The sequence below is a fragment of the Methanobacterium bryantii genome, assembly GCF_002287175.1.
GTDB classification, from domain to species: Archaea; Methanobacteriota; Methanobacteria; order Methanobacteriales; family Methanobacteriaceae; genus Methanobacterium_D; species Methanobacterium_D bryantii.
The window spans coordinates 38,984-61,856 of the sequence record NZ_LMVM01000033.1 but is presented as its reverse complement, the minus strand read 5'-3'; the positions used below and the strand labels follow the sequence as shown (position 1 = coordinate 61,856).

The 22,873-nt window shown below is 31.8% G+C and carries 20 protein-coding genes; 13 read left to right on the top strand and 7 right to left on the bottom strand.

Going from position 1 to position 22,873, the window contains the following annotated elements; all coding sequences use genetic code 11:
- Window positions 1-358: 358 nt before the first annotated feature.
- A complete protein-coding gene (locus ASJ80_RS10955) occupies window positions 359-1,303 on the bottom strand; it encodes an NAD-dependent epimerase/dehydratase family protein (protein WP_069584122.1) in 945 nt (314 codons plus the stop codon).
- A gap of 195 nt (window positions 1,304-1,498) precedes the next feature.
- Between ASJ80_RS10955 and ASJ80_RS10950 the strand changes: the two genes are divergently transcribed.
- The 13 genes from ASJ80_RS10950 (at window position 1,499) to ASJ80_RS10890 (ending at window position 15,890) form a co-directional block, all read left to right on the top strand.
- A complete protein-coding gene (locus ASJ80_RS10950; RefSeq protein ID WP_083240984.1) occupies window positions 1,499-2,569 on the top strand; it encodes an NAD-dependent epimerase/dehydratase family protein in 1,071 nt (356 codons plus the stop codon).
- 81 nt (window positions 2,570-2,650) lie between these two features.
- Complete coding sequence (locus tag ASJ80_RS10945; RefSeq protein WP_143747729.1) at window positions 2,651-3,700, top strand: WD40/YVTN/BNR-like repeat-containing protein; 1,050 nt, start codon at window positions 2,651-2,653, stop codon at window positions 3,698-3,700.
- Window positions 3,701-3,726: 26 nt separating this feature from the next.
- Window positions 3,727-4,581 carry a polysaccharide deacetylase family protein gene (locus tag ASJ80_RS10940; RefSeq protein ID WP_069584124.1) on the top strand — a complete coding sequence of 285 codons (855 nt, stop codon included), beginning with the start codon at window positions 3,727-3,729 and terminating at the stop codon, window positions 4,579-4,581.
- 13 nt (window positions 4,582-4,594) lie between these two features.
- Window positions 4,595-5,656 carry a GNAT family N-acetyltransferase gene (locus ASJ80_RS10935; protein ID WP_069584125.1) on the top strand — a complete coding sequence of 354 codons (1,062 nt, stop codon included), beginning with the start codon at window positions 4,595-4,597 and terminating at the stop codon, window positions 5,654-5,656.
- Window positions 5,657-5,665: 9 nt separating this feature from the next.
- Window positions 5,666-6,865: a glycosyltransferase gene (locus tag ASJ80_RS10930; RefSeq protein ID WP_069584126.1), complete on the top strand. Its 1,200-nt coding sequence runs from the start codon at window positions 5,666-5,668 to the stop codon at window positions 6,863-6,865.
- Window positions 6,840-7,586: a class I SAM-dependent methyltransferase gene (locus ASJ80_RS10925; protein ID WP_069584127.1), complete on the top strand. Its 747-nt coding sequence runs from the start codon at window positions 6,840-6,842 to the stop codon at window positions 7,584-7,586. Before ASJ80_RS10930 ends, ASJ80_RS10925 begins: the two co-directional genes overlap by 26 nt.
- A 1-nt stretch (window position 7,587) precedes the next feature.
- Window positions 7,588-8,718 (top strand): polysaccharide pyruvyl transferase family protein, encoded by a 1,131-nt coding sequence (locus tag ASJ80_RS10920; RefSeq protein ID WP_176720268.1) that lies wholly within the window; start codon window positions 7,588-7,590, stop codon window positions 8,716-8,718.
- On the top strand, window positions 8,718-9,896 hold the full coding sequence (locus tag ASJ80_RS10915; protein ID WP_069584129.1) for a glycosyltransferase family 4 protein: 1,179 nt from the start codon (window positions 8,718-8,720) through the stop codon (window positions 9,894-9,896). The genes ASJ80_RS10920 and ASJ80_RS10915 overlap by 1 nt, the downstream gene beginning before the upstream one ends.
- Entirely contained in the window at window positions 9,893-10,981 is a 1,089-nt protein-coding gene (locus tag ASJ80_RS10910; protein ID WP_218105064.1) for a DegT/DnrJ/EryC1/StrS family aminotransferase, read from the top strand. Before ASJ80_RS10915 ends, ASJ80_RS10910 begins: the two co-directional genes overlap by 4 nt.
- 43 nt (window positions 10,982-11,024) lie before the next feature.
- The gene (locus tag ASJ80_RS10905; protein WP_069584130.1) at window positions 11,025-12,035 is read left to right on the top strand and encodes an SDR family NAD(P)-dependent oxidoreductase; all 1,011 of its coding nucleotides are present in this window, start codon (window positions 11,025-11,027) and stop codon (window positions 12,033-12,035) included.
- Window positions 12,028-12,582, top strand: coding sequence for an acyltransferase (locus ASJ80_RS10900; RefSeq protein WP_083240985.1), 555 nt, complete (start codon window positions 12,028-12,030; stop codon window positions 12,580-12,582). Before ASJ80_RS10905 ends, ASJ80_RS10900 begins: the two co-directional genes overlap by 8 nt.
- Window positions 12,572-13,717, top strand: coding sequence for a glycosyltransferase family 4 protein (locus tag ASJ80_RS10895; protein WP_069584131.1), 1,146 nt, complete (start codon window positions 12,572-12,574; stop codon window positions 13,715-13,717). Before ASJ80_RS10900 ends, ASJ80_RS10895 begins: the two co-directional genes overlap by 11 nt.
- Before the next feature lie 37 nt (window positions 13,718-13,754).
- On the top strand, window positions 13,755-15,890 hold the full coding sequence (locus ASJ80_RS10890; protein ID WP_069584132.1) for a DUF2206 domain-containing protein: 2,136 nt from the start codon (window positions 13,755-13,757) through the stop codon (window positions 15,888-15,890).
- Between the two features lie 35 nt (window positions 15,891-15,925).
- On the opposite strand, the gene ASJ80_RS10885 is transcribed toward ASJ80_RS10890, so the two are convergent.
- From ASJ80_RS10885 to ASJ80_RS10860, 6 genes are all read right to left on the bottom strand, one after another.
- Window positions 15,926-17,164 carry a lipopolysaccharide biosynthesis protein gene (locus ASJ80_RS10885; RefSeq protein ID WP_069584133.1) on the bottom strand — a complete coding sequence of 413 codons (1,239 nt, stop codon included), beginning with the start codon at window positions 17,162-17,164 and terminating at the stop codon, window positions 15,926-15,928.
- A 486-nt stretch (window positions 17,165-17,650) separates the two neighbouring features.
- Window positions 17,651-18,247 carry a molybdenum cofactor guanylyltransferase gene (gene mobA / locus ASJ80_RS10880; RefSeq protein WP_069584134.1) on the bottom strand — a complete coding sequence of 199 codons (597 nt, stop codon included), beginning with the start codon at window positions 18,245-18,247 and terminating at the stop codon, window positions 17,651-17,653.
- A gap of 73 nt (window positions 18,248-18,320) precedes the next feature.
- Window positions 18,321-19,808 (bottom strand): IMP dehydrogenase, encoded by a 1,488-nt coding sequence (gene guaB / locus ASJ80_RS10875; RefSeq protein ID WP_069584135.1) that lies wholly within the window; start codon window positions 19,806-19,808, stop codon window positions 18,321-18,323.
- 194 nt (window positions 19,809-20,002) lie between these two features.
- Window positions 20,003-20,716 carry a (5-formylfuran-3-yl)methyl phosphate synthase gene (locus ASJ80_RS10870; protein WP_069584136.1) on the bottom strand — a complete coding sequence of 238 codons (714 nt, stop codon included), beginning with the start codon at window positions 20,714-20,716 and terminating at the stop codon, window positions 20,003-20,005.
- 170 nt (window positions 20,717-20,886) lie between these two features.
- The gene (locus tag ASJ80_RS10865; protein WP_069584137.1) at window positions 20,887-22,098 is read right to left on the bottom strand and encodes an LUD domain-containing protein; all 1,212 of its coding nucleotides are present in this window, start codon (window positions 22,096-22,098) and stop codon (window positions 20,887-20,889) included.
- Window positions 22,099-22,133: 35 nt separating this feature from the next.
- Window positions 22,134-22,808 carry a (Fe-S)-binding protein gene (locus tag ASJ80_RS10860; protein WP_069584138.1) on the bottom strand — a complete coding sequence of 225 codons (675 nt, stop codon included), beginning with the start codon at window positions 22,806-22,808 and terminating at the stop codon, window positions 22,134-22,136.
- Window positions 22,809-22,873: the final 65 nt, after the last annotated feature.

Here is a 22,873-nt window from a genome sequence, read left to right as displayed (position 1 = left end):
TGAAAATTTAAAATTTTCACACGCCCCTAAAATCAAAATTTTGACTTTAAAGGGATTATATTAATCTGAATAACACATTTCGTTTTGTATGAATTTTGTGTTAGTGTGTAGTTTCATACTTTACTATATTATTTTATTATTATTTCCTATTAAATCTTTAGGTTTTATGAAAATGGTGATACGTAATATAAATTTTAAGAGGCAATTTTATTAATTGAAAAATAACATTTTTTAAATTGATAAATGGTTAATATACAAAAAAAGGGAATATGTGGATTTTAATTAAAATTTATTTGTAAATTGATATCTTTGAGTGATTTGGATCCACACTATTTAATACTAATTTTAAAATATAATTTTACTGGCCTATTCGATAATACCATTTCATCCAGTCAACAGTTTTTTTTATTCCTTCTTCTGGTGAAACTTTAGGGTCGTGTTTTAGATCTTTTATTGCTTTTGAAAAATCAATTGTTTTCACTTTTGTGGTGAATGCTTCGGCTTTTTTATAGGTTACTATTGAATCGTCACGCCCAACAGCGTTTAAAACCATGTCTGAATATTCTTTGATGTCGTGTTCCCATTCCTGTTTACTTCCCACGTTGTAAACCTCTCCAGGTTTGAAATTGTCCACGATGTTTGCAAATGTTCTTGCAGTATCTTCCACGTAATCAATTATCCTTTTATGGCCCTTGTAAACGGTATATGGTTTGTTGAATAATGAATGGTATATGAATAGCGGTATGAACCCTTTATATGGGTGGAATTGTTCATGAGGGCCGTAACAATTTACAGGTCTCACCCGGACCGTTTCTGTATCAAACATTGCAGCGGAGTTCATGCACATCAACTCCCCCGCCCATTTGGTTATTGCATAATCGTTCATTTGATACGTGTCTTTAATGGGGTTGTTTTCCATTACATCTTCGCTCATAACCCCTGTATAATCACCATAAACTTCAGCAGATGAGAAAAATATCATTCTAAAGCCTAATTGTTCCTGTAATTTGATCATGTGTTTTGTTCCAATAATATTGGTTTCCCAGAGATTTTCATAGTGATTTTCACCGTTCCAACGGCCATATTCGGCAGCAAGATGGTAAACATAGTCAAATTTGTCATTATCTTCAAAAACCTGTTCAAGCTGCCTGTAATTTTTAACATCTGCCCTTACATAATTATTTCTATCATTATGTAAGAGATCGAGTGTGGTAACTTCATGTCCTCTGTTTTTTAATTCATTCACAAGATTTGTTCCTATAAATCCAGCTCCACCTGTAACTAATATTTTTTCTGTTTCCATTACTATTTGCCCTCCATTATACCATGGTCATTGATTTTTTGGATTGACCGGTTCAGGTTTAATTATTATTTTCAATGTAAGTAAGTAAGTAGTTAATATTATATATTACTTATGCACAATATAGTAATATCAGTCAAATGAGCCTTTTTAATTTAAAAGTAGATTTCAGGTGTTAACTTTGAAGAAGGGATTTTAATGAGTGTATCAAATGAGTATGAAGATGAAATAGTGTTAATAACTGGAGGAGCCGGCTGTGTTGGGAGTAACCTTTCCCGTGAATTGGCCGAGTTAAATGCAGAGAAGGTAATAATACTGGATAATCTTTCATCTGCTTACAGGTGGAATATTCCGAAGTACGAAAATATTGAGTTTATAAAGGGTGATATATTGGATGATGAAGTATTAAAAAGGGTTTTTAAAGAAAAACCCGATTATGTATTCCATTTAGCTGCTCATTTTGCCAATCAAAATTCTGTAGACAATCCTGAAAAAGATTTAATGGTAAATGGAATTGGAATATTAAAGGTTCTGCAGTATGCTCAACTTACTGGAGTTAAGAGGTTTGTATATTCTTCTTCAGGCTGTGGTGTTTATGGATTAGATTCTAAAATGCCATTTAAAGAACATGATATTTCTATAAGGCTGCACACTCCATACCAGGTTACAAAATTACTCGGTGAACTTTATACTAACTATTTTTACAATTTATATGGACTTCCAATTGTAAATGCGAGGTTTTTTAATCTTTTTGGCCCAGGAGAAGTGCCTGGAAAATACAGAAATGTGATCCCTAACTTCTTCTACTGGGCAATGACTGGAAATCCTTTGCCAATAACTGGAGATGGTTCAGAAACAAGGGACTGGACCTATGTTGAGGATATAGTGAGAGGCATACTTGCCATGGGGATAGAAGAAGAAGCTATTGGAGAAGCAATAAATCTTGGATCAGGAAAAGATAACCGAGTTATAGACATGGCAAAAACTGTAAACGAACTTACAGGAAATGAAAACGGTATTAAATATGTTCCACGTAGAAATTGGGATGCAAAAACAAAATTACTTTCCTCTATTGAAAAAGCAAGGGATTTGATCAATTATGCTCCGAAAATGAAATTTAAAAAGGGTTTAAAAATGACTCATAGCTGGTTCCTTGAAAATTGGGAGGATATTGAAAGAAGTGCTGAATTTGACGTGAAAACTGACGTATTAGTTAATGGAAAATATGAAATTGGTTCTGAGGAAGGTAGCAGTTGTTCAAAAGTTTGAGCAAGTTACATAATAAAATATCAACTGAAAGCTTGAGATTGTGAATTTTCATTATGTAAGCTTAATCGATAAAGGAGGCTTGTGAAAATAATGTACTTAAAGATTCAGGAAAAAATACCAAACTTTGTTATCCAGCATATGGATGGTGAAGAGATACTGGCATCTTCAAACTACACTATTTTTCGAAGTCGAAATGGGGGCCATACATTTAAAAGAATTATAAGTTTACCTGTACCTTTTTATTCTAGATTTATGGGGGAATGTACGTTATTTTCAAGAGCTTTGCGTTTAGGTATTAAAACTATTATAAAACTGGCAAATGGTACAATTCTAGCGGTTGCTAGTAAACAGATATTCCATATTAAAGATGGTGAAGTCAGTATTGTGCATACATTTTATAAAGGATTTGGTCCTTTAAGAAAAGGGTGGTGTGAAGACGGTAATGGCAACTGCTATTTTGGAGAGTATTTTTTAAACAATAAACGTGATTCAAAGATTAGATTATTTAAATCAACTGATGATGGACGTTTTTGGAATGTAATATGCTCATTAAATAATATCAGACATATCCATTCTGTACAATTTGATCCATACTCCAAGAATGTGTGGTTATGTACCGGTGATAAAGATAGCGAGAGTAAAATCATGTTTTCTGAAGATGGAGGAGAAACATGGACTAATATCGCTTCTGGTAGCCAGATGTTTCGCACATTAAGTCTAACATTTACTAAAAAGCATATTTACTGGGGAACTGATATTCCTACCCGTCAGAACTATATTTGCAGGTATGTGCGAGGTGATGGAAGTATTGAGAAGTTAACGCAGGTTGATGGTCCAGTTCATTATTCGACCACAGCAGGAGATAAATTTAAGGTGTTTGCCACTACTGTAGAAGGCAACAGTGAAGGTATTAGTTCTCAATGGGATGAAAATGCACATATATGGGCTTCAAAAGATGGAATCAATTGGCATGACATTATAAGCTGGAAGAAAGATTTATGGCCATATGTTTTAGGTTATGGCCGAGTAATTTTCCCAAATGGGGAAAATAAAACTAATGATTTATATTTTACTACACAAGCACTGCAATCTTTTGGTAATACGTTGATAAAAGCTAGGATTTGCACTTAAATTAAGAGAATTTATGGGGGTTTTATATGAAATATAGCTTCATTGATCTGGAAAAATTAAAAGGTTCTCAGATAGCATGCATAACACTTGATTTGGAACAAGATCATGGAGGTCTTCTTAAAGAACCATCACATGAAGCATTTTTATTAGCTGATGATTTAATAAATTATTTTAAAGAAAAATCTATTCCATTAACATGCTTTGTTCAGGGTTCTCTCTTTGAAACACATCCTGAAATTGTGGAAGATTTTTCGTCACAATTAAACATAGAATTTGAACTGCATACGTATTCACATCCTGAATTAAGGGAGATTAACCATAAATATGAAATAAAAAATGGTAAAAACGCTTTTTACAATTTTTTTGGTAATTATCCTAAGGGATACCGCTCTCAAGCAGGTATTTTTAATCAGGAATTATTTTCAAGTTTATCATATGATGGTTTCAAATTTGATTCTAGTATAATTCCATCTTTAAGACCTGGCTTTTATAATGGTTTAAATTTACCATCTATACCTCACCGTTTATCTGATTTTAATTTAAATGAATTTCCAATTACTACATTCTCTAAACTTCTCAGAATTCCGGTTTCTTTAAGTTATTTAAAACTTTTAGGCAAACCCTATACTGCTCTTTTAAATATAAGCAAGCTGCCTAATTTTGTTAATTTTAGTTTTCATTTACATGACTTAAAGAACTTAAATTCATCCAAAAAAATCCAATTTGATAAAATATCTCCAATTTATGGTCCAATACTTAAAAGAACCTATAAAAACGACAAGGGGATGGAAATACTTGATAAATTTATAAATATTCTTTTAAAACGCAATTATAACTTCTTAAAGTTAGAAGATTTTTACAATATGTTAATTTTAAAATAGCTGGGGGCAGAAAATGAATTCGAGTTTCATTGTTAAGGAGTATACAGATAAATACAAAGAAAAAGTATTTAGACTTCGAAAAGCAGTTTATAATGAAACTTTTAATGAAGATGAATGGAACTGGAAATTTAGATCAGGTAAAATCTTGATTGCAGTAAATCATGAAGATGAAGTTATAAGTTTAAGGCCTACAATTCCGATCAGGCTAAAATTCAGGGATAAAACTATAAAATCTGGGATGAACGTAGATGTAATGACCCATCCAGATTATAGGAGAATGGGTTTATTTTCAACCCTTGTTAATGAATCTTTCAAAATGTTAAATGGATTAGGAATCTTTATTGTCTATACTTTTCCCAATAATTTTTCATTTCCAGGATATAAAAAAAGGATAAAATGGAAATACGTTGATTCATTACCTCTTTTGGTAAAGGTTTTAAAACCAAGAAACGTCGTTAAAAAGTATATAAAAAATAAAAATGTTCAGAAATGTCTTTATCCACTTGCTGATGTCTTTGCCAGTTTAATTTTTATTTCTAAAACTAAATCAGAAAATAGGAATTTATCAATTAATCAGATCTATTTTTTCAGTGGAGATTTTGATTTATTATGGCAGAAACTCTCAAATCAATTTGAAATTGCTGTAATACGTGATAGTAAATATCTTAATTGGAGATATGTCCAACGGCCGGGTTATGATTATAAAATATTTTCTGCCGTTGAAGAGGGGGTTTTAAAGGGTTACATAGTTTTAAGAGAAGATAATATGTTTGACCTTAAATTAGGACTTGTTGTGGATATTCTTACCTTTGATGAGGATACTGCTTGTTCTTTACTTTTACACGCTTATAACGTTTTTAAAGATAATGATATGGACATTATGGGCTGTTTAATGTTTGACACGTCCATGTATTTTGATGTACTTAAAAAAGCTGGATTTTTGAAGCTGCCTAAAAAATATTCTCCTAAAGAATTTTTTTTCGTGGTAAAAGCTGATGATGAGATTATATCGTCAGATATTGCATATTCTTCAAAAAACTGGTTTTTAACATTTGGAGACATTGATATTGCGTAGGTAATTAAGATGAAAATACTGCTGGTTCAAAATACAGATTATATTAAGAGAAATCCGGGTCAACAGCATCATTTATCTGAGTTGATTTCCCTTAGGGGGCATGAAATCAGGGTAATCGATTTTGAAATACTGTGGAGAAGTGAAGGCCGGAGAGAATTCAAATCTAAAAGAGAAATTTTTAGGGGAGTATCTAAAATTCATAAGTGCGCAGAGGTCACAGTTATACGTCCTGGAATCCTTAAGATTCCATTTTTAGATTATCTATCTCTTTTTTATAGTCAAAAAAAAGAAATTGAAAGGCAAATTAAAGAATTTAAACCAGATATAATATTAAGTTTGGGGATTGTGGCTTATTTGGCAGGTAAAGCGGCTAAAAAGCATGATATACCTTTTATTTATTACTGGATCGATGTGAGCCATAGACTCATTCCTGCTAAATTTCTTCATCCTATCGGATGGATAATAGAGCGAATAGCTCTTAAAAAAGCGGATAAAGTACTTACTATTAATTATAGACTTAAAGATTATGTTATTAATCTTGGATCTTCTCCAGAGGAGACTAAAGTCATCAGTGCAGGAGTTAATCTTGAAAATTTTGATCCAAATATCAGCGGTAATGCTGTAAGGGAGAAATATGGGATAAATGGTGATGATATAGTTGTATTTTTTATGGGGTGGTTATACCAGTTTTCAGGGCTTAAAGAAGTTGCTTTAGAACTTTCTAAAATTAAAGGAAGTTATTCACACCTTAAACTTTTAATTGTAGGCGACGGTGACGCTTATAATGAAATAAAAGATATAAAAGAAAAATATGGTTTAAATAATCGACTTATTTTGACGGGTAAGGTTTCATATGAAAAGATACCTGAATTTATAGCTTCATCAGATATATGCATACTTCCTGCTTATCCTGATGAGAAGATCATGAAGGAAATTGTCCCTATAAAGATTTACGAGTACATGGCCATGAAAAAGCCTGTTGTAACTACTCATCTTCCAGGAATTATGAGGGAGTTTGGAGATAATAATGGAATTTTGTACGCGGATAAACCAGAAAATGTGCTCAAAACCGTAATCAGTATGATTGAAAATAATAACGCAGAAATAGAGGGAAATAAAGGGAGAAAACTGGTTGAAAACTATGGATGGGACTGTATAGCTGATAAATTTGAGGGGGTACTCAATGAAGTGCAGCAAAGAAGTAAATGAGTTCCTTAAATTAGAAAATGGAAGGGTTAAAATCGAAAATAAATTTAAAAAACAGATCTATAATGCAATTCCACAGTCATATAAAACACATATGGGAATAGGGCCTTATTTTATTCCTCTATTTAATATAATGTACTGGAAACGGCTGGAAGTTGCTCTTGAACTTTCTAGAAAATATTTTCATCGTCAAAAATTGAAAATATGTGATTTTGGATGTGGATTGGGAGTTCTGGTGTGCCTGTTAAGTAATATTTATAGTGAATCCCAGATTTGTGGGATTGATATATATCCTGATGAACTGCTTAAGATCGCAGCCAGTATCAGCGATCAGGTTTCACAGGATAAAAACTACTCTTTTTCCCAAAATAACATAGAAAATCCATCTTCTATAGAAAAATTTGATCTTATTTTTTGTCTAGATGTACTTGAGCATGTGAACAATGTTTATGGTGCTTTAAATAACTTAAAATGCTTTTTAAGCGAAGAATCTATTTTAATCCTGGCTGTACCAGTTGAAGATTGGTACTTAAAATTATTAAGAGAAATTTATACCTTTAACGGACGTTTTGGGACAAATGATCCCCACTGGCACGGTGATGTAAAGGATTATAAGCATTTTGAAAAAATGCTTAAAGAAAACTATAATATTTTAGAAAGTGTTTATGTACCTAATCGGCTTTTAGCTTATGATAAAATCTTTGTTTGCAAAAATAAGGGATAATATGAAAGAAAAAATTTTCATGTTTGGTTACTACGGCTGGAAAAACACCGGAGATGATGCTATGATCTATGTATTAATACAGGAGTTTTTCAGGAAATATCCTCTTTTGGAATTTGTAATAGTTTCACAAGAATCATTGGAGATTCCCGTGGGAACAGAAAATTTTGTCAGGTTCATAGAAATGAATCCATTTGTTATATTAAAAGAAATTTTATCTTCATCAACAGTTTTGTGGGGTGGTGGGACCTTTATGTATGATCACACTAATACACAAAGACAGTTTGTGAATTTATCCATGATACTCGCTCTAATTGTTCTTTCAAAATTACTGAAAAAAGAAGTTTATCTTCTAAGTATTGGGGTTGAGCCGCTTACCACAAGGATAGGTAAGTTTTTGTCTAAAAGTATATGTAGATTATCTGGATTTGTAAGTGTAAGAGATAGTATTTCCTTGAACACACTGGAAAACTTAGGTTTAAATGAAATCAAACTTTCCTTTGATCTTTCGGCCCTCCTTGAGCCACGTAAATGTCATAAGAAAACGGAAAATAAAATTTTAGGCATGTCAATTCTTCCCTTCTTCAGTATTTACCATAATGATCCAGAAAAGGACATGCTGATGGTTTATGAAATAGCTAAAGCACTTAAAAAATGGTTTTTAAAGGATAAAGGGAATATAATATACTTATTTACATTTAAAGGTAAATCTAAGGATGATGATGTTGAAATTACTAAAATTTTGGAGGAAAAATTAGATCAAAAGGACAGGGTAATGATTATTCCGTACAAAAAAGATCCTTTAGACAGTTTAGCACTGTTTTCTTGCTGCGATGCATTTGTGGGTATGAGATACCATTCCTGTGTTTTTGCTTACCTTTCAGATATTCCCCTGCTTATTATTAACTATTTCCAGAAATGCGGGTCACTTGCAGAGGATACTGGAATGATGTCTGCTGCTTTGATATCTCCTGAAGACATATTAGAAGGAAAATTTGGAGGTTATCTTGAAAATTTCATGAGAAAACCTGAAGATTTTAAAGCTAAGCTCCCCACGTTAGAAGCAAGATCTATGGCAAAAGAAGGATTACCCTTTTCATCAGATGTTAGGGGGTTTAAGGGAGGAATTATTTAATGAAAATTCTTGTTGTAAGTCTTACTTTTCCTCCAAGAAAATTTGGGGGAGTTACTGAAGCATCGTTTAATCTTTCTAAGAATTTAGTGGCTATGGGGCATGATGTTAGTGTTTATACAACTGATGCTGGTAATGCTCCTGGTTCAAGACTATTAATTGAAGATGTTGTTAATTTGGAGGGAATTAAAGTTCGGTACTTTAAAAATATTAGTAATTTTCTAGCTTTTAAGCATCAAATCTATCTTCCTAAAGATATGGTTTACATTATAAAGAAGGAACTGCAAGATTTTGATATAATTCATTTTCAAGACTTTAGAAGTCTTATGCATGTAGCGATATGGTACTACGCACAAAAATTTAGTATACCTTATGTTCTTCAAAGTTATGGATACCTTGGGCATAAATTTGAGAGAGTTGGATTGAAAAAAATTTTTGATTATCTTTTTGGATATAAGATTCTATCTGGTGCGCAAATAGTTATTTCTGGAAAACTTGATCTTGATGAATATAAACAAATGGGAATTGATCCAGAAAAAATCAGAGTGTTAACAAACCCTTTATATAATGTAGATTCATTTAGATGCCATAAATCAATTAATTCTGATAATTTTAAGTTTAATAAGCATTTTATTTTATTCCTTGGAAGGTTGCATAAAATAAAAGGAATAGAATTTCTGTTACAAGGATTTAATTCCCTTTGCAATGATCGAGATGATGTTATACTTTTAATTGCTGGCCCTGATGAGGGCTATAAATCTGTATTAGATCAGCAGATTTCTAAGTTTGGTATCAACGATAAAATTATTTTCACAGGAATTTTAACTGGTGATGATAAAATTGCAGCTTTAAGTGAAGCAGATATGCTTGTTCAGACATCTATTTATGAAAGAGGTCCTGGATCGCCTTTTGAAGCAGTTTTGTGCGGTACTCCTGTTGTTGTGACCAGAAATACTGGAGCTGGAGATATTGTAAGAAAAATAGATGCTGGTTTTTTGGTAGATTATGGCGATGTTGAGGGTCTTAAAAAAGCCATGGAGGAAATACTTGATAAACCTGAAAAAGCTTTAAAAAAAGTTGAATATGCTAAAAAGTATATAATTAACAATTTAAGTTGGAATAATGGGATTAAAGAGTATGAAAATGTATATAAAGAAATTATGGCTAAGTGTTACGAATGATATCTAAAATACCTTTATTTGAGATATGCTGGGATGAAGAAGATATAAAAAGTGTAAATGATGTTATTAGAAGGGGAAATTACTGGGCAACAGGTCCTGAGATAGAGAAATTTGAGAAGAGAATCTCAAACTATGTTGAGGCTAAACATGCGGTAACATTTAATTCAGGTACTTCTGCTCTTCATGCTATTCTTATTGCATATAATATTAATAAGGGACATGAGGTAATAGTTCCTTCATTTACATTTACATCCACCGCTAACGCGCCGTTATTTGTTGGCGCAAAACCGGTTTTTGCTGAAATAGAAGATAAATCGTATGGTTTGGATCCAGAAGACGTCAAAGAAAGAATTACTTCAAAAACAAAGGTTATAATGCCTATGCATTATGGTGGATGCCCCTGTATGATAGAAGATCTCGCTGAAATTGCACAAGACCATAAATTATTGCTTATAGAAGATGCTGCAGAGGCTTTAGGGTCTAAAATTAATGATAAGCTGGTGGGAAATTTTGGAAATGCTTCTATGTTCAGTTTCTGTCAAAATAAGGTAATATCTACTGGTGAAGGGGGGTGTATTGTAACAGATTCTGACAGTATTTACAGGAAGTTAAAGCTTATACGATCTCATGGAAGGATTGAAACTCGAAATTATTTCTCTTCGAGTGAGATTATGGACTATATGATGTTAGGCTATAACTTCAGGATGTCTACTATGACAGCTGCGCTGGGAATATCTCAGATTGCTAAAATAAACAAAATTATTGATATACGAAGGAATATTGCAGATATAATGACTCAGAAATTATCTAAAATCGATGAAATTAATGTCATAAGTCCGCCCCCTGGCCACTTCAGTATATACCAGATGTACACAATAAGGGTGGAAGAAGGTATAAGGAATGAATTAATGCAATATCTTATGGATAGAGGTATTGCAAGTAAAGTTTATTTTCCCTCAATTCATTTGACCTCTTTTTATAAAGAAAAATTTGGGTATAGGGAAGGAGATTTCCCAGTAAGTGAAAGAATATCTAATCAGGTGCTTTCATTACCTATACACCCAATTGAAGATGGAACATATTGATTATATTACCAGTAGTGTTTTGGGCTTTTGGAAGTGACATTTTATGCAAGATTTAAGAAATAAGACGGTTTTAGTAACTGGAGGAACTGGATCAATTGGAAATGAACTAGTAAAACAGATTCTAGATCAGGGTGTGTTAAGAATTATTATATTCAGCAGAGATGAAACAAAACACTTTATTGTTAAAAAGAGATTGGCTGATGAGAGACTTGAGACAGTGGTAGGGGATATAAGAGACTATGGGAGTATAAAACGAATTTTTGAACAATTTGATGTGGATATGATCTATCATGCTTCTGCTATGAAGCATGTGACCATGTGTGAGCATTTTCCTTTAGAGGGAGTTAAGACTAATATAATAGGAACTCAGAATCTCATGGATTTGGCTAACCGTTATAACATCCCAAAACTCATAACAATTAGTACAGACAAGTCTACTAACCCTGTTAATGTAATGGGTGCTACTAAGTTCATTGCTGAACGGATTACTATGAATGCAGGTTTTTCATGTGTAAGATTTGGAAATGTTGCAAACTCCCGTGGTTCTGTAATTCCTACATTTATAGATAATTTATTAAATCGAAAGCCGCTCCATGTTTCTGATTTAAATGTAACTCGTTTTATTATGAGAATTCCAGATGCAGTTAATTTAGTACTTAAAGCGAGTGAATATGCTCAAGGAGGTGAAATATTTATTTTAAAGATGAATGCTTTCCGTTTAGAAGATCTCATTGATGTAATCTTGAATAGAATTGCACCTAAATTAGGTATATCTGAAGATATCCGGGTAAATACAATGGGATTGGTCAGAGGGGAGAAAGTTCATGAGGAACTTATAAGCAGTGTTGAATCATTCTCAACTTACGAATTAAATGGAATGTACATGGTTTTACAGGAAGATATGGATATATCAAATTATGTTAGTGCAAAAAAAGCATTTATACATGATTACAGCTCCAAAAATGCTAAAATGCTATCAAAATCTGATCTAGAGACTATAATTATGGATTATTTAAAAAATAACTTGATTAGTGGGGGTTTTGGCCATGGATAATATGAAATTTAATAGTATGGGAGAACATGTGAAAAAACTGTTGAGAGAATGTGGAGATAATGTAACTATTTACCCATTAGCAAAGATTGTAAAGCCTGAAGTGATTGATATAGGCAGTAATTCCATGATCGATGACTTTTCTTTCATATATGGGGGTAAAGGAATAAAAATAGGAAAATATGCACATTTGGAATCATTTGTAAGTATAATTGGCGGTGGAAAATTAGTTGTTGGAGATTATGCTGTAATAGCAACTGGTTCTAGAATTTTAACTGGAACGGATACTTACTATGGTGGTAAAAGAATGTCTACGGCATTACCTGAAGAAAAAAGGAATGTTATTAGGGGAAAAGTTGTTATTGAAAAGGACGGCTTTGTAGGTACTAACTCGGTAATTCATCCTAATGTAACAATAGGTGAAGGTGCAATTATTGGGAGTAACTCATTAGTCTTGAGGGATGTAGAACCGTGGAGTATAAATGTTGGAACTCCTTCTCGTAAAATTGGTGAAAGACCTAAAGTAAAAGAGGAATTAAATGAGCTTTAATACATGTATTATTACTTCAGCCCTTCCCCCAAATATCAAAGGGGTGCAGATATTGGTGGATAATTTCATTGAGATCATGGAACCCATTAGCGATACCATTTATTTAATTGCAGGAAATTATCATGATGACATATCTGAACATAAGTTTAATCTCATTAATTTAAAAATGGACGATAAAAAACAAACTATAATTTTTAGAATACCGAAATTTATATTTATTCAGTTAAAAATGGGTTATATGCTTTTAAAAATTAGGAAAAAAATAGATTTCACGGTATTTTTTATAAGCACTCCTTTTATCATCCCTCTATTGACTTCAAAGCTTCTTAATAAGAGAATTATTATGATAGCTACTGGATCCAGTTCTAAGGGGGCAAGACAGCATTATAAAAGTTCTATTTTGGGAATGGGATTAATAATTCCCGAAATTTTAAAGTTATTGGAACGAATTAATTACTATTTTTCAGACCGAATTGTGGTTTTATCAAAGGGATTGATGCATGATCTTGATTTAACAAAATATCAGGACAAGATAGACTATGCATGTGCAACTTTTGTAGACACAAACCATTTTTGTGTTAAAACTGACCTTCAAAATAGGGACATCATTATTGGTTTTATAGGTAGACTTACAGAAACTAAAGGAATAATGCAATTTGTTCAATCTATTAAACTTCTTTCTAAAAATGGTGATTTGAGCTTTTTTATTGGGGGAGATGGCCATCTTCGTGATAAAATTATGAAAGAACTTTTAAAAGACGATTTAAAACATTCAGTTACTTTTAAAGGGTGGATATCTCATGATGACCTTCCAGAATATTTAAATTTACTTAAACTGATTGTAGTTCCTTCTTATACTGAGGCATTTCCAGCTATTGGCTTAGAGGCCATGGCTTGTGGGACTCCTGTTTTAATAAATTCAGTTGGAGGAGTACCGGACATTATAAAAGATGGAGAAAATGGATTTATAATGGAAAATAATTCTCCTGAGTCTATAGCAGCTAATGTGCAAAGAATTTTAAATCGTACAGATCTGGAAAATATTGCCAAAAATGCCAGAAAATCTTTAGAAAATGATTTTTCATATGAGAATATAATCGAAAAGTACGAAAAGGTTGTTAAAAATTGTTATTAAAACTAAATAAAGCAATTTAACTATTTTGAGGTTTGATATGAATTATAAAATAAATTATATATATTTGGTGATCGCTATTATTGTGGTAACCAATATTTCAATATTTTTAGATATTAGATTTTTAAGGGAAATTTCATCCTTTTTATTCTTGACTATTTTACCAGGATTTTTGATATTAAAATCTTTAAAAATTGATAATATAAACATTACAGAGACTGTAGTTCTTTCTGTGGGTACCAGTATTGGTTTTATAATGGTATACGGGCTAATTTGCAATTATTTATTATTTGAATTAGGCATAATAACACCTCTTTCAACTGTCCCTCTTTTAATATATCTTGATTTAGCTTTATTAGTATTTATTGCAATTATATATAAACTAGATCTGGATTTAAGTTTCCATTTTCCAGAAATTGGCCTGAATAATTATGAACAAATAATTTTAATTATAGCTATTTTTTTCCCGATATTAACTATTATAGGAACAAATGTCGTTAATATGTCCGGCAGTAACATTTTTTTAATGAGTTTACTTTTGATAATTCCAGCAACAGTACTGGTAATATGTCATAAAAAAATTTCAAATAAAATTTATCCATTTATTATCTTTTTAATAAGTATTTCCTTAGTTTTAATGGCAGCATTAAGATCACAACACATTTTGGGTGTAGATTCGCATAATGAATATTACTTTTTCTTTAATACACTACAGAATTTGCACTGGTCACTGGAATGGAGTCAATTTTTCAAATCACCATTAGACGCATGTGTTAGTATATCATTGCTTCCAGCGGTATATCAATCATTAATGAAAATTAATCCTGAAATGTTATTTAAAATATTGTATCCACTTTTATATTCAGTTTCCCCATTAGCAGTATATTTAATTTCAAGAAAATATGTAGGAGATTTATATGCATTTATAGCTGCTTTCTTTTTTATGTCACAGATAAATTTTTTATGGACAACATCAAATGCCAGAACAAACATAGCTATCCTGTTTTTTTCTATGATGTTACTGCTTTTAATAGATAATAAAATTAAGCCTTTACAAAGAAGTATTTTAATGGTTCTCTTTGTTATATCAATTGTTTTATCGCACTATTCAACATCATTTTTAGTTATGGGAATACTTTTAGGCTCTTTTATTGCAGGTTGGATATTTTCAAAATTTTACTTAAGACGGGGGGTGGAGTTAAATACAGCTGTAACTTCAAGTTTGATAATGTTGTTTTTTGCTTTTGCATTTTTATGGTATTCCCAGATTACAGGATTTGCTTTTAATTCTATTACTGGATTTCTAGTAAAGAAGGTTGTTATGTTTAATTCCTTTTTTATAATAGAATACAAAGATGTAGGTGTTAGTGCAGTGCTTGGGGAGGGTTTACTTCAAAAAAGTTTACCTTCACAGGTAAATTTTGCTTTTCTCTGGCTTATAATTTTAAGTATTGCATCTTCTGTATTTACTTTAATTTTAAAGTATAAAAAGATGGCATTTCCAGATATTAGTCCTAAAAAATTTACTTTTATCTTCCAAAAGTTTGAAAGTGACTTCTTCTTTTTAACATTATTTAGCTTCATGCTTTTGGGAGTTACATTAATTCTTCCATTTTTAATGATAGGTTACAATGTAGATAGAGTGTTTTCAATGTCTATAGTTATGCTTGCGACATCTTTTGCTTTGAGTGGTTTAATAATTTCAAAGGTGTTCTCAAAAATTAAGGTTGTAAAGCCTTATTTAATATTATTAATAATACTTATTCCATATTTCTTATCAGTTTCGGGCTTTACATATCAGTTAATGGGAGATCCAAACTCTGCAATTCTGAATTCATATGGAAATCAATACAACTTATTGTATGTGCATGATTCTGAATCTGAAGGTGCTAAATGGCTAGAAGAGTACCATATAACTGGGCAAATAATATTAACAGATTTTTATGGGGATAGAAGACTTTTGAGTCAGGGTAACATGCGTTCAACTGATAATATTAACTGGATTTTACAGAAAGAAGCTCATGGTTATATTTATCTTAGATATCAAAATATCATTTATGGTGAATTAGTAGATTATAATAACCATATCTATGAAATGAACGATTTTAAAGGAATATTAAATAACAGTAACAAAATTTATGATGGTGGTTACTCTCAGATTTTTTTAACTTCTTGAATTAAGTTCTAATTTAAACGTGATTTAATTTAAAGTTAAATCCATCTATTTTTCCAGATTATTATTAGAATTATAATTGTACACAAACCGTATCCTGTGAACCATGCATACCCTATCCCTATTAATCCAAATATATGCATAAATAAATAACTAAGTCCTATTGTAAACACAAAAATTAGCCCTCCCAAAAGAATCAAACTTTTAACATCCTTTTGAATTTTTTTTAGAGAGATATATGTTGAGCATACTGCCACAAAGAAGCTGGATAATGATAAAATTTTTAAAAGACTTAAACCTTCTAAATAATTTTTTCCAAGAAATTCTAAAAAAAATGCCCCAAAGAAATAAAAAAATAGAACCATAGGGATTAAAATTGAAAACATCCCTAAAAGAGATTTCAATGTTTTTTTATGGAGTGGTTCGCCATGACTTCCTTCCACAAAAAGAGAAGAACTAAAAGAATAAGGAATCATAAATAGTAACGAAGATATGGAATATGCCATAAAATAGTCTGCTGTGAGTTTAGCTCCCAATACGTTGAGCGTTATTAGAGAAATTATTTGACTTGGAGTTGTCATTAACAAGTTTGTTATATAACTTCCAGATGAAAAATAAATAGATTCTTTTAGAAAACTGACGTCAATATTTAATGGTTTCATGTTGAATTTAAATGGAAGAAAAAGTAGAAAAATAGTACTTATTAAAAAGGGTAATGCAAATGAAATAAATAATCCCATATACCCTAAAAATACTAAAGGAACAAGTAATAATATCTTTGAACCCAATAACAATGTTTCTAAGAAGTAGAAATTAGCTTTTCTTGAAGCAATAAAGGTTATACCTATTAACGACGATAATGTATTTGCTGAAATGAACAAAATAAATAAGGGTGTATATTCAATTATTATAATGAGTTTTGGTGACCAAATATTTATACCTGCTAAAAAGATGATTGCAAACATAATAGAGCTAATTATGGATGTTAGTATAATGGTATTAAAAATACTGTTTTTATCTCTTTCAGGGAAAAATCTTATCAATGATTGATCGAGACCAACACCAGATAAGATTACAATTAGTGTCATGGATGATATTAATGCGGTTGTAATGCCAATGTCTTCTTGAGGATACATTTTAGCCGCTATTATCCAGAATACAAAGCCAATAGCCCCATTTGAAATTGAAGAGAGTAATAAAAAAAATGAATTTTTATATAGAGGGTCTTTAAGATATAATTTAAATTTTTTAATTTTAAAATCTAAATTGATATTCATAAAATCGGCCCAAATTAGAGAGTCTAATTGTTAAGTTTAACCAGGATAACTATTTTTATTCTTTTATTTCAGTTAATACGTTATCTATTTCTTTAATAATTGTACTATATCTTTAAGAACGTTATTTGATCTAATTGGATTTTATTACTGTTTATTTCACTGGTAACTTGGTTAACAATACATATGGAAGTTATTAATTACTATCATTTTATATCCTTTGATAGTAATAATATTTTCGTTTATTTTAATTAATATTAATTAAATTTTTAGTTTGTTGGTTTAATGAACATATTTTATTATAAAAATTAATATAGGAAATTAAATAGGGAATTTAATCTTAAAATATTCAGTTTTAATCTAATTTATATTTATTAAAATTTATATATTCTTTTTAAAGTTGTGTTAAGTGTTTTTTTTCATTTTTAATTGAATATTTTGGGAATTTGGAACTTAAGGACAATGTATGAAATAATTAGAACTATGCATTCAAAGATCTTCAACACGATTCAAATTCCTGAAACTCATGGTACTCTCATCAAGTTCATCAACATCAACATATTTAACTTTTAAACTCTCAATAAGTGATTTAACAGTCCTCTTTTTATTTTCAATCAGATCCATGATAACAATTGCAGTATCTTTTTTATAAATAGAATGCAATGGCTCAATATGTCCATCATCCCATATGGGGACAAATGCATCAAATTTTTTAGCTCCTGCAATCTCAAACATCTTTAAAACAAATGATTTAGAAATAAATGGAGAATCACACGGTAAAATTTGAGCAAATTCGGAGTTAATATGTAAAAGGCCTGTCAAAATTCCAATTAATGGGCCTTGGTCTTTTTTTTCGTCTGTAACGACTTTAACTGAGGGATATATATCTTTCAAAATAGGTTTGTATTTATCAATTTGTTCCTGATCCCTTAAAACCAGCACAATTTCGTCAACAATGTCTTTAACTGTATCTAAGACATGTAAAATCATTGGTTTACCGTTTAAAATAAGAGAACCCTTGTCTTTTCCCATTCTTCGGCTTCTACCACCGCATAAAATTATAATGGATTTCATAAGAGACCTCATTTAAAATAAAAAAATAAAAGATTGGAGGAATCAGCACTTCATTTTGATTCTTAAACAAAAATATCAAATTTGTTTACATCAAACGGGTTGTAGGATAATTGGGACTTTCATTGGTTATTGTAATATCGTGTGGATGACTTTCTGTCATACCACTTGCTGTGATCTTTACAAACCTTGCTTTCTCTTTCATTGCTGAAATGTCTTCTGCACCACAGTAACCCATAGAAGACTTAAGTCCTCCTATTAACTGGAATAAAACTTCATTTACAGGGCCTTTGTATGGTACAACTCCTTCTATTCCTTCAGGAACAAGTTTAGCATGCTTCATTGGTCCTTTTACTTCCTGGAAGTAGCGGTCTGTTCCTGCACCAGCTCCACCAGTCATGGCTCCAAGTGAACCCATACCTCTGTACTGTTTGAATTTTCTTCCATTCATAATTACAACATCGCCAGGAGCTTCGTGTGTCCCTGCAAGTAAACTTCCAAGCATTACTGCATCAGCACCTACTGCTATAGCTTTTGCAATATCTCCTGAGAATCTTAAACCTCCATCTGCTATAACTGGAATTCCAGATTCTCTTGCAATATCTGCCACGTCTGACACTGCTGTAAGCTGTGGAACACCCACACCAGCAACTATTCTTGTTGTACATATAGATCCTGGTCCAATACCAACTTTAAGTCCGTCGACCTCTTTTGCTATTAATGCTTCTGCAGCCTTGGCTGTTGCAATATTACCAACAAGTAAATCTGCATCGATGTTGTCCTTAATTGTTTTGATATAATCTACAACATGTAAATTATGTGCATGAGAGACGTCTATTGCTATAATATCTGCCCCTGCATCATCGAGAGCCATGGCACGTTCTAAATCAAAAGGTCCTGTTGCTGCAGCCACCATAAATTTCCCTTTTTTATCTCTTGATGCATTAGGGAATTTCTTCCGCTCTAAGATATCACGTATAGTTACAATTCCCATTATTTTGCCGTTTCGAACTACAGGTAACCTTTCAACTTTGTTTTCATAGGCAATATCCAGTGCTTCATCAGGAGTAGTTGATTCAGGGATAGTCAGGACTTCTTCTGTCATTATATCCTTAACTTTCTTTTTAGAACCCTTGTTAATGATAGGTTTAATATCTCTCCTACTTATTATTCCTACAACAATTTCATCTTCTACAACAGGAAGTCCGCTTACTTCTTCTATATCCATTATTTCATTTGCTTCTGCTATGGATGCATCTGGACTTATTGTTATTACATCGCGTATAGTAAGGTCACTGGATTGTTTTACTTTTTTGACTTCATTTACTTGCTCACTTATAGTCATATTCCTGTGTATGATTCCCAGTCCACCTTCCTGGGCAAGTGTTATTGCCATTTTGGATTCTGTAACTGTATCCATTGCAGAACTTATAATAGGAATATTAATACGATAATTTCTTGAAATTTGTGTTTCAACTTTAACATCTTTTGGTTCTACAGAAGAAGCATTAGGTATTAATAAAAAATCATCGAATGTATACCCGTTTGGAGCTTCTTTTAGTTTTTTAGAGTACATAAATACCTCCATTTAATCTTTAATGAAATAGTTATCATCAAAACTTGGTTTTGATGTTATGCTTAGAAAATCTTTAAACAAAACGTAATTTAAGAAAATACGTTTTGTAAATATGGAATAGGATCCAGATTTAATACAAATTGTAAGTTAAAGAATTTTACAATTTGTTTTTTTTATATTTGCTTTTTAATTAACTAGAATTGATCTATCATCTTCTTCAATTCACTTACAGCACTTCGGTGAATTTTACCGGAATTTCTATCTCCACCAATGCATGCTGCTCCCCTTATGCCTACTACATCACATCCAGTTTGATGTAAGGTTAAAAGCTGATCTTTTTTTACTGAGCCTGCAAGGGCTGATTTTAATCCGTAATCGTGAATTTCGTCGTTGAATTTAGTTAATTTTTCAGTGTCCATAAAATCAAATAATGTTTTTCCGTCTTTAACTGCAGTATCTACCATTGCAATATCTGCACCTGCACTTGCGGTTACCTTTGGTATTTCCATAGGATCAACTGCGCCAACTCGATGAGCATCTGCATATCCAGCTGCAACTATTGTTGCATCTTCTCTGTAATCTCTTACTGTCTTTACAACATTTTTCATTACTTCAAGTGCTTCATCGTAGTTTTTTGTGCCATATAATCCTACTTTGATGTAATCTGCTCCAGAAACTGCAGCACCGAGGGCTGCAAGTGATACTGTGCCGGGTTTATATGGAACATCGCCTAGTGTAGCGCTTACAAGTGTATCTTTGGGTGTCATTTCCCGTATACTTTTAATGACCCATGGAAAATTTGCGCCGAGTGAACCTTCTTTTGGATTTTTGACATCGACTATATCTGCACCGCCTTCAATAGATTCAAGTGCTTCTTCGGTGTTTATTGGGCTTATTAAGAGAAGCAAATTTTATACCTCCGTTTTCAATCAAATCAATTTTTTATATTATTTTTATGACTAAGTATCATAAAATGTCCATTTTATCGCAACTTTTTAGAACATTATATATATCTTTATATAATTTCTATTTAAGTTCTTATTGAATTAATTTTTATATCATAAGTGTTTTTTGATATTTAAAAAGGTGATCCCTGTTTTTTGATCTTCTCAGTAGTTCCGTGATGCTGGTCTGGACAAACTCCTGATTGCACTGATAGTTCCCTTAATTTTTCAATCATTTCATTTGTCTTTATGTTAACTGGGCATTCAAGGGTACATAGACCACATAATGTACATTTAAAGAGTCCTGAATCGAAACATATTTTATTATCCGTTATAAAATTACTTAAAACTATTCCTCTGCCACCTAAATATCCCCTGTATCCAAAATCAGACCCTGTAACATTATAAACAGGACATGAAACAATACAACTGCCGCATCCAATACATAACAAACATTCTTTACTTTGTTTAAGTGCTTCACTCCTTCCGTTATCTAGAAGAATCACTATCACTCGTTTTGCACCGTACATATCTTTCAAGAGCACCTGTTCAATATCTGCTGTTTTGGATGGTGATGTGATGACATTCATGTATGCGGGGATTTTTTTTCCAGTTGCAAATATTGTTTCAAGTTTTACAACACTTACTGCATCTTCTACTGTCCTTACAAGTTTATCAATTCCCACTACAACTATATGGGTATCTTTCATGGATACTAAACTGATATTACCTTCGTTATGAACCATAACTAATGCGCCGTCTTCTGCAGCTACACTGTTTGCTCCAGTTATACCTACATTGCAATTTGCAAGCCTTTCTATAATATCTGCTTTAAATATATCTAAGATAGATTTAGGTTCAGGCTTTACTTCCACGCCGAATTTTTTTGATGCAATTTGGGCTATTTTTTCCATATCTAAATGTGCAGCTGGACCTATTGGGTGAGAAGGGCCGTAACTTTCAGGATCCATTTGAACTATTCTATCTCCAAGATCAGTTTCAACAATTTCTATCCCTTTGCTCCCTAGAAATGCAGAAAGCCCTATTTCGTTTACGTTGTTTGATTTAGATTTTGCTATAATGGATTCATCTTTAATTATTTTATAAATTTCATCCAGGGCTACCTGTGAATTTTCTGCAAAGACAACTTCCATTCCATTTTCTAAAAATCTGGCTTTTACAGTTTCTATGAGTTCTTCAAGGTTTTCAATACTGTATTTTCTTATTTCTTTTACATTTTCTTGAAGCTTACCTATGCGATCATTTTCATCCTCTAAAAGCTTCTTTTTTCTGGTTTCGATTATGCTAAATGATCTTCGCATTGCACCTAATTTGGTTTCATCCATTTTATAGAACTCCGGTTTTAAAATTGTGATGAAATTTATTTGAACATAATTATTTCAGATAAATCGAGTACTTTTTTATCATCCTTAGATGCGGATTTAAGATTTAAAAGACAAAAAGGGCATGAAGTTACAAGAATTTCAGCTTCAACATCTTCTGCATCTTTTATTCTCATTTTAGCTATATTTTCAGTTATTTCTGGAAATGCAGCTCTAACACCCCCGCCTGCACCGCAGCATCTTGATTTTTCCTTATTCCGTTCCATTTCAACTAGATTAGAAATATTATCTAAAATTTCTCTGGGGGCATTATATTCCCCAAGATGCCTGCCTAAATGGCAGGGATCATGATATGTAACTATTTTATCTAAAAATAGAGGTTTAAGTTTTCCTTTTTTAATTAAACCATTAAAAAGTTGAGATGTATGTACAACATCCAGTTCAACACCTAAGATCTCTTTATAATCTTTTTTAAAAGTTTTATAACAGCCAGCACAGGAAGTAATTATCTTTTCTTCCCCAATTTCTTTTAATGTATTTTTCATTACTTCTTTTGCATCACTGACGAATCCGGTTCTAAGTAAAAAGGATCCACAGCACGTTTCATTTTCCAGTAGTTTATAATCAATGCCTGTATGTTTTAGTATTTTTTCTGTGGCATCTGCTATGTTATTAAGTTTTTCTCTTGCAACGCAGCCTCTAAAGTATATCATTTTACTCACGATGTTCTTAGCATTAATCTTGGTATAAAATCAGTAGGGAGCTATTATTATATTTT

What these genes read in the sequence shown, in the direction of transcription:
- ASJ80_RS10955 (WP_069584122.1), bottom strand. Translation starts at nt 1,303, where the DNA reads ATGGAAACAGAAAAAATATTAGTTACAGGTGGAGCTGGATTTATAGGA.
- ASJ80_RS10950 (WP_083240984.1), top strand. Translation starts at nt 1,499, where the DNA reads ATGAGTGTATCAAATGAGTATGAAGATGAAATAGTGTTAATAACTGGA.
- ASJ80_RS10940 (WP_069584124.1), top strand. Translation starts at nt 3,727, where the DNA reads ATGAAATATAGCTTCATTGATCTGGAAAAATTAAAAGGTTCTCAGATA.
- ASJ80_RS10935 (WP_069584125.1), top strand. Translation starts at nt 4,595, where the DNA reads ATGAATTCGAGTTTCATTGTTAAGGAGTATACAGATAAATACAAAGAA.
- ASJ80_RS10930 (WP_069584126.1), top strand. Translation starts at nt 5,666, where the DNA reads ATGAAAATACTGCTGGTTCAAAATACAGATTATATTAAGAGAAATCCG.
- ASJ80_RS10925 (WP_069584127.1), top strand. Translation starts at nt 6,840, where the DNA reads ATGAAGTGCAGCAAAGAAGTAAATGAGTTCCTTAAATTAGAAAATGGA.
- ASJ80_RS10920 (WP_176720268.1), top strand. Translation starts at nt 7,588, where the DNA reads ATGAAAGAAAAAATTTTCATGTTTGGTTACTACGGCTGGAAAAACACC.
- ASJ80_RS10915 (WP_069584129.1), top strand. Translation starts at nt 8,718, where the DNA reads ATGAAAATTCTTGTTGTAAGTCTTACTTTTCCTCCAAGAAAATTTGGG.
- ASJ80_RS10910 (WP_218105064.1), top strand. Translation starts at nt 9,893, where the DNA reads ATGATATCTAAAATACCTTTATTTGAGATATGCTGGGATGAAGAAGAT.
- ASJ80_RS10905 (WP_069584130.1), top strand. Translation starts at nt 11,025, where the DNA reads ATGCAAGATTTAAGAAATAAGACGGTTTTAGTAACTGGAGGAACTGGA.
- ASJ80_RS10900 (WP_083240985.1), top strand. Translation starts at nt 12,028, where the DNA reads ATGGATAATATGAAATTTAATAGTATGGGAGAACATGTGAAAAAACTG.
- ASJ80_RS10895 (WP_069584131.1), top strand. Translation starts at nt 12,572, where the DNA reads ATGAGCTTTAATACATGTATTATTACTTCAGCCCTTCCCCCAAATATC.
- ASJ80_RS10890 (WP_069584132.1), top strand. Translation starts at nt 13,755, where the DNA reads ATGAATTATAAAATAAATTATATATATTTGGTGATCGCTATTATTGTG.
- ASJ80_RS10885 (WP_069584133.1), bottom strand. Translation starts at nt 17,164, where the DNA reads ATGAATATCAATTTAGATTTTAAAATTAAAAAATTTAAATTATATCTT.
- mobA (WP_069584134.1), bottom strand. Translation starts at nt 18,247, where the DNA reads ATGAGGTCTCTTATGAAATCCATTATAATTTTATGCGGTGGTAGAAGC.
- guaB (WP_069584135.1), bottom strand. Translation starts at nt 19,808, where the DNA reads ATGTACTCTAAAAAACTAAAAGAAGCTCCAAACGGGTATACATTCGAT.
- ASJ80_RS10865 (WP_069584137.1), bottom strand. Translation starts at nt 22,098, where the DNA reads ATGGATGAAACCAAATTAGGTGCAATGCGAAGATCATTTAGCATAATC.
- ASJ80_RS10860 (WP_069584138.1), bottom strand. Translation starts at nt 22,808, where the DNA reads ATGATATACTTTAGAGGCTGCGTTGCAAGAGAAAAACTTAATAACATA.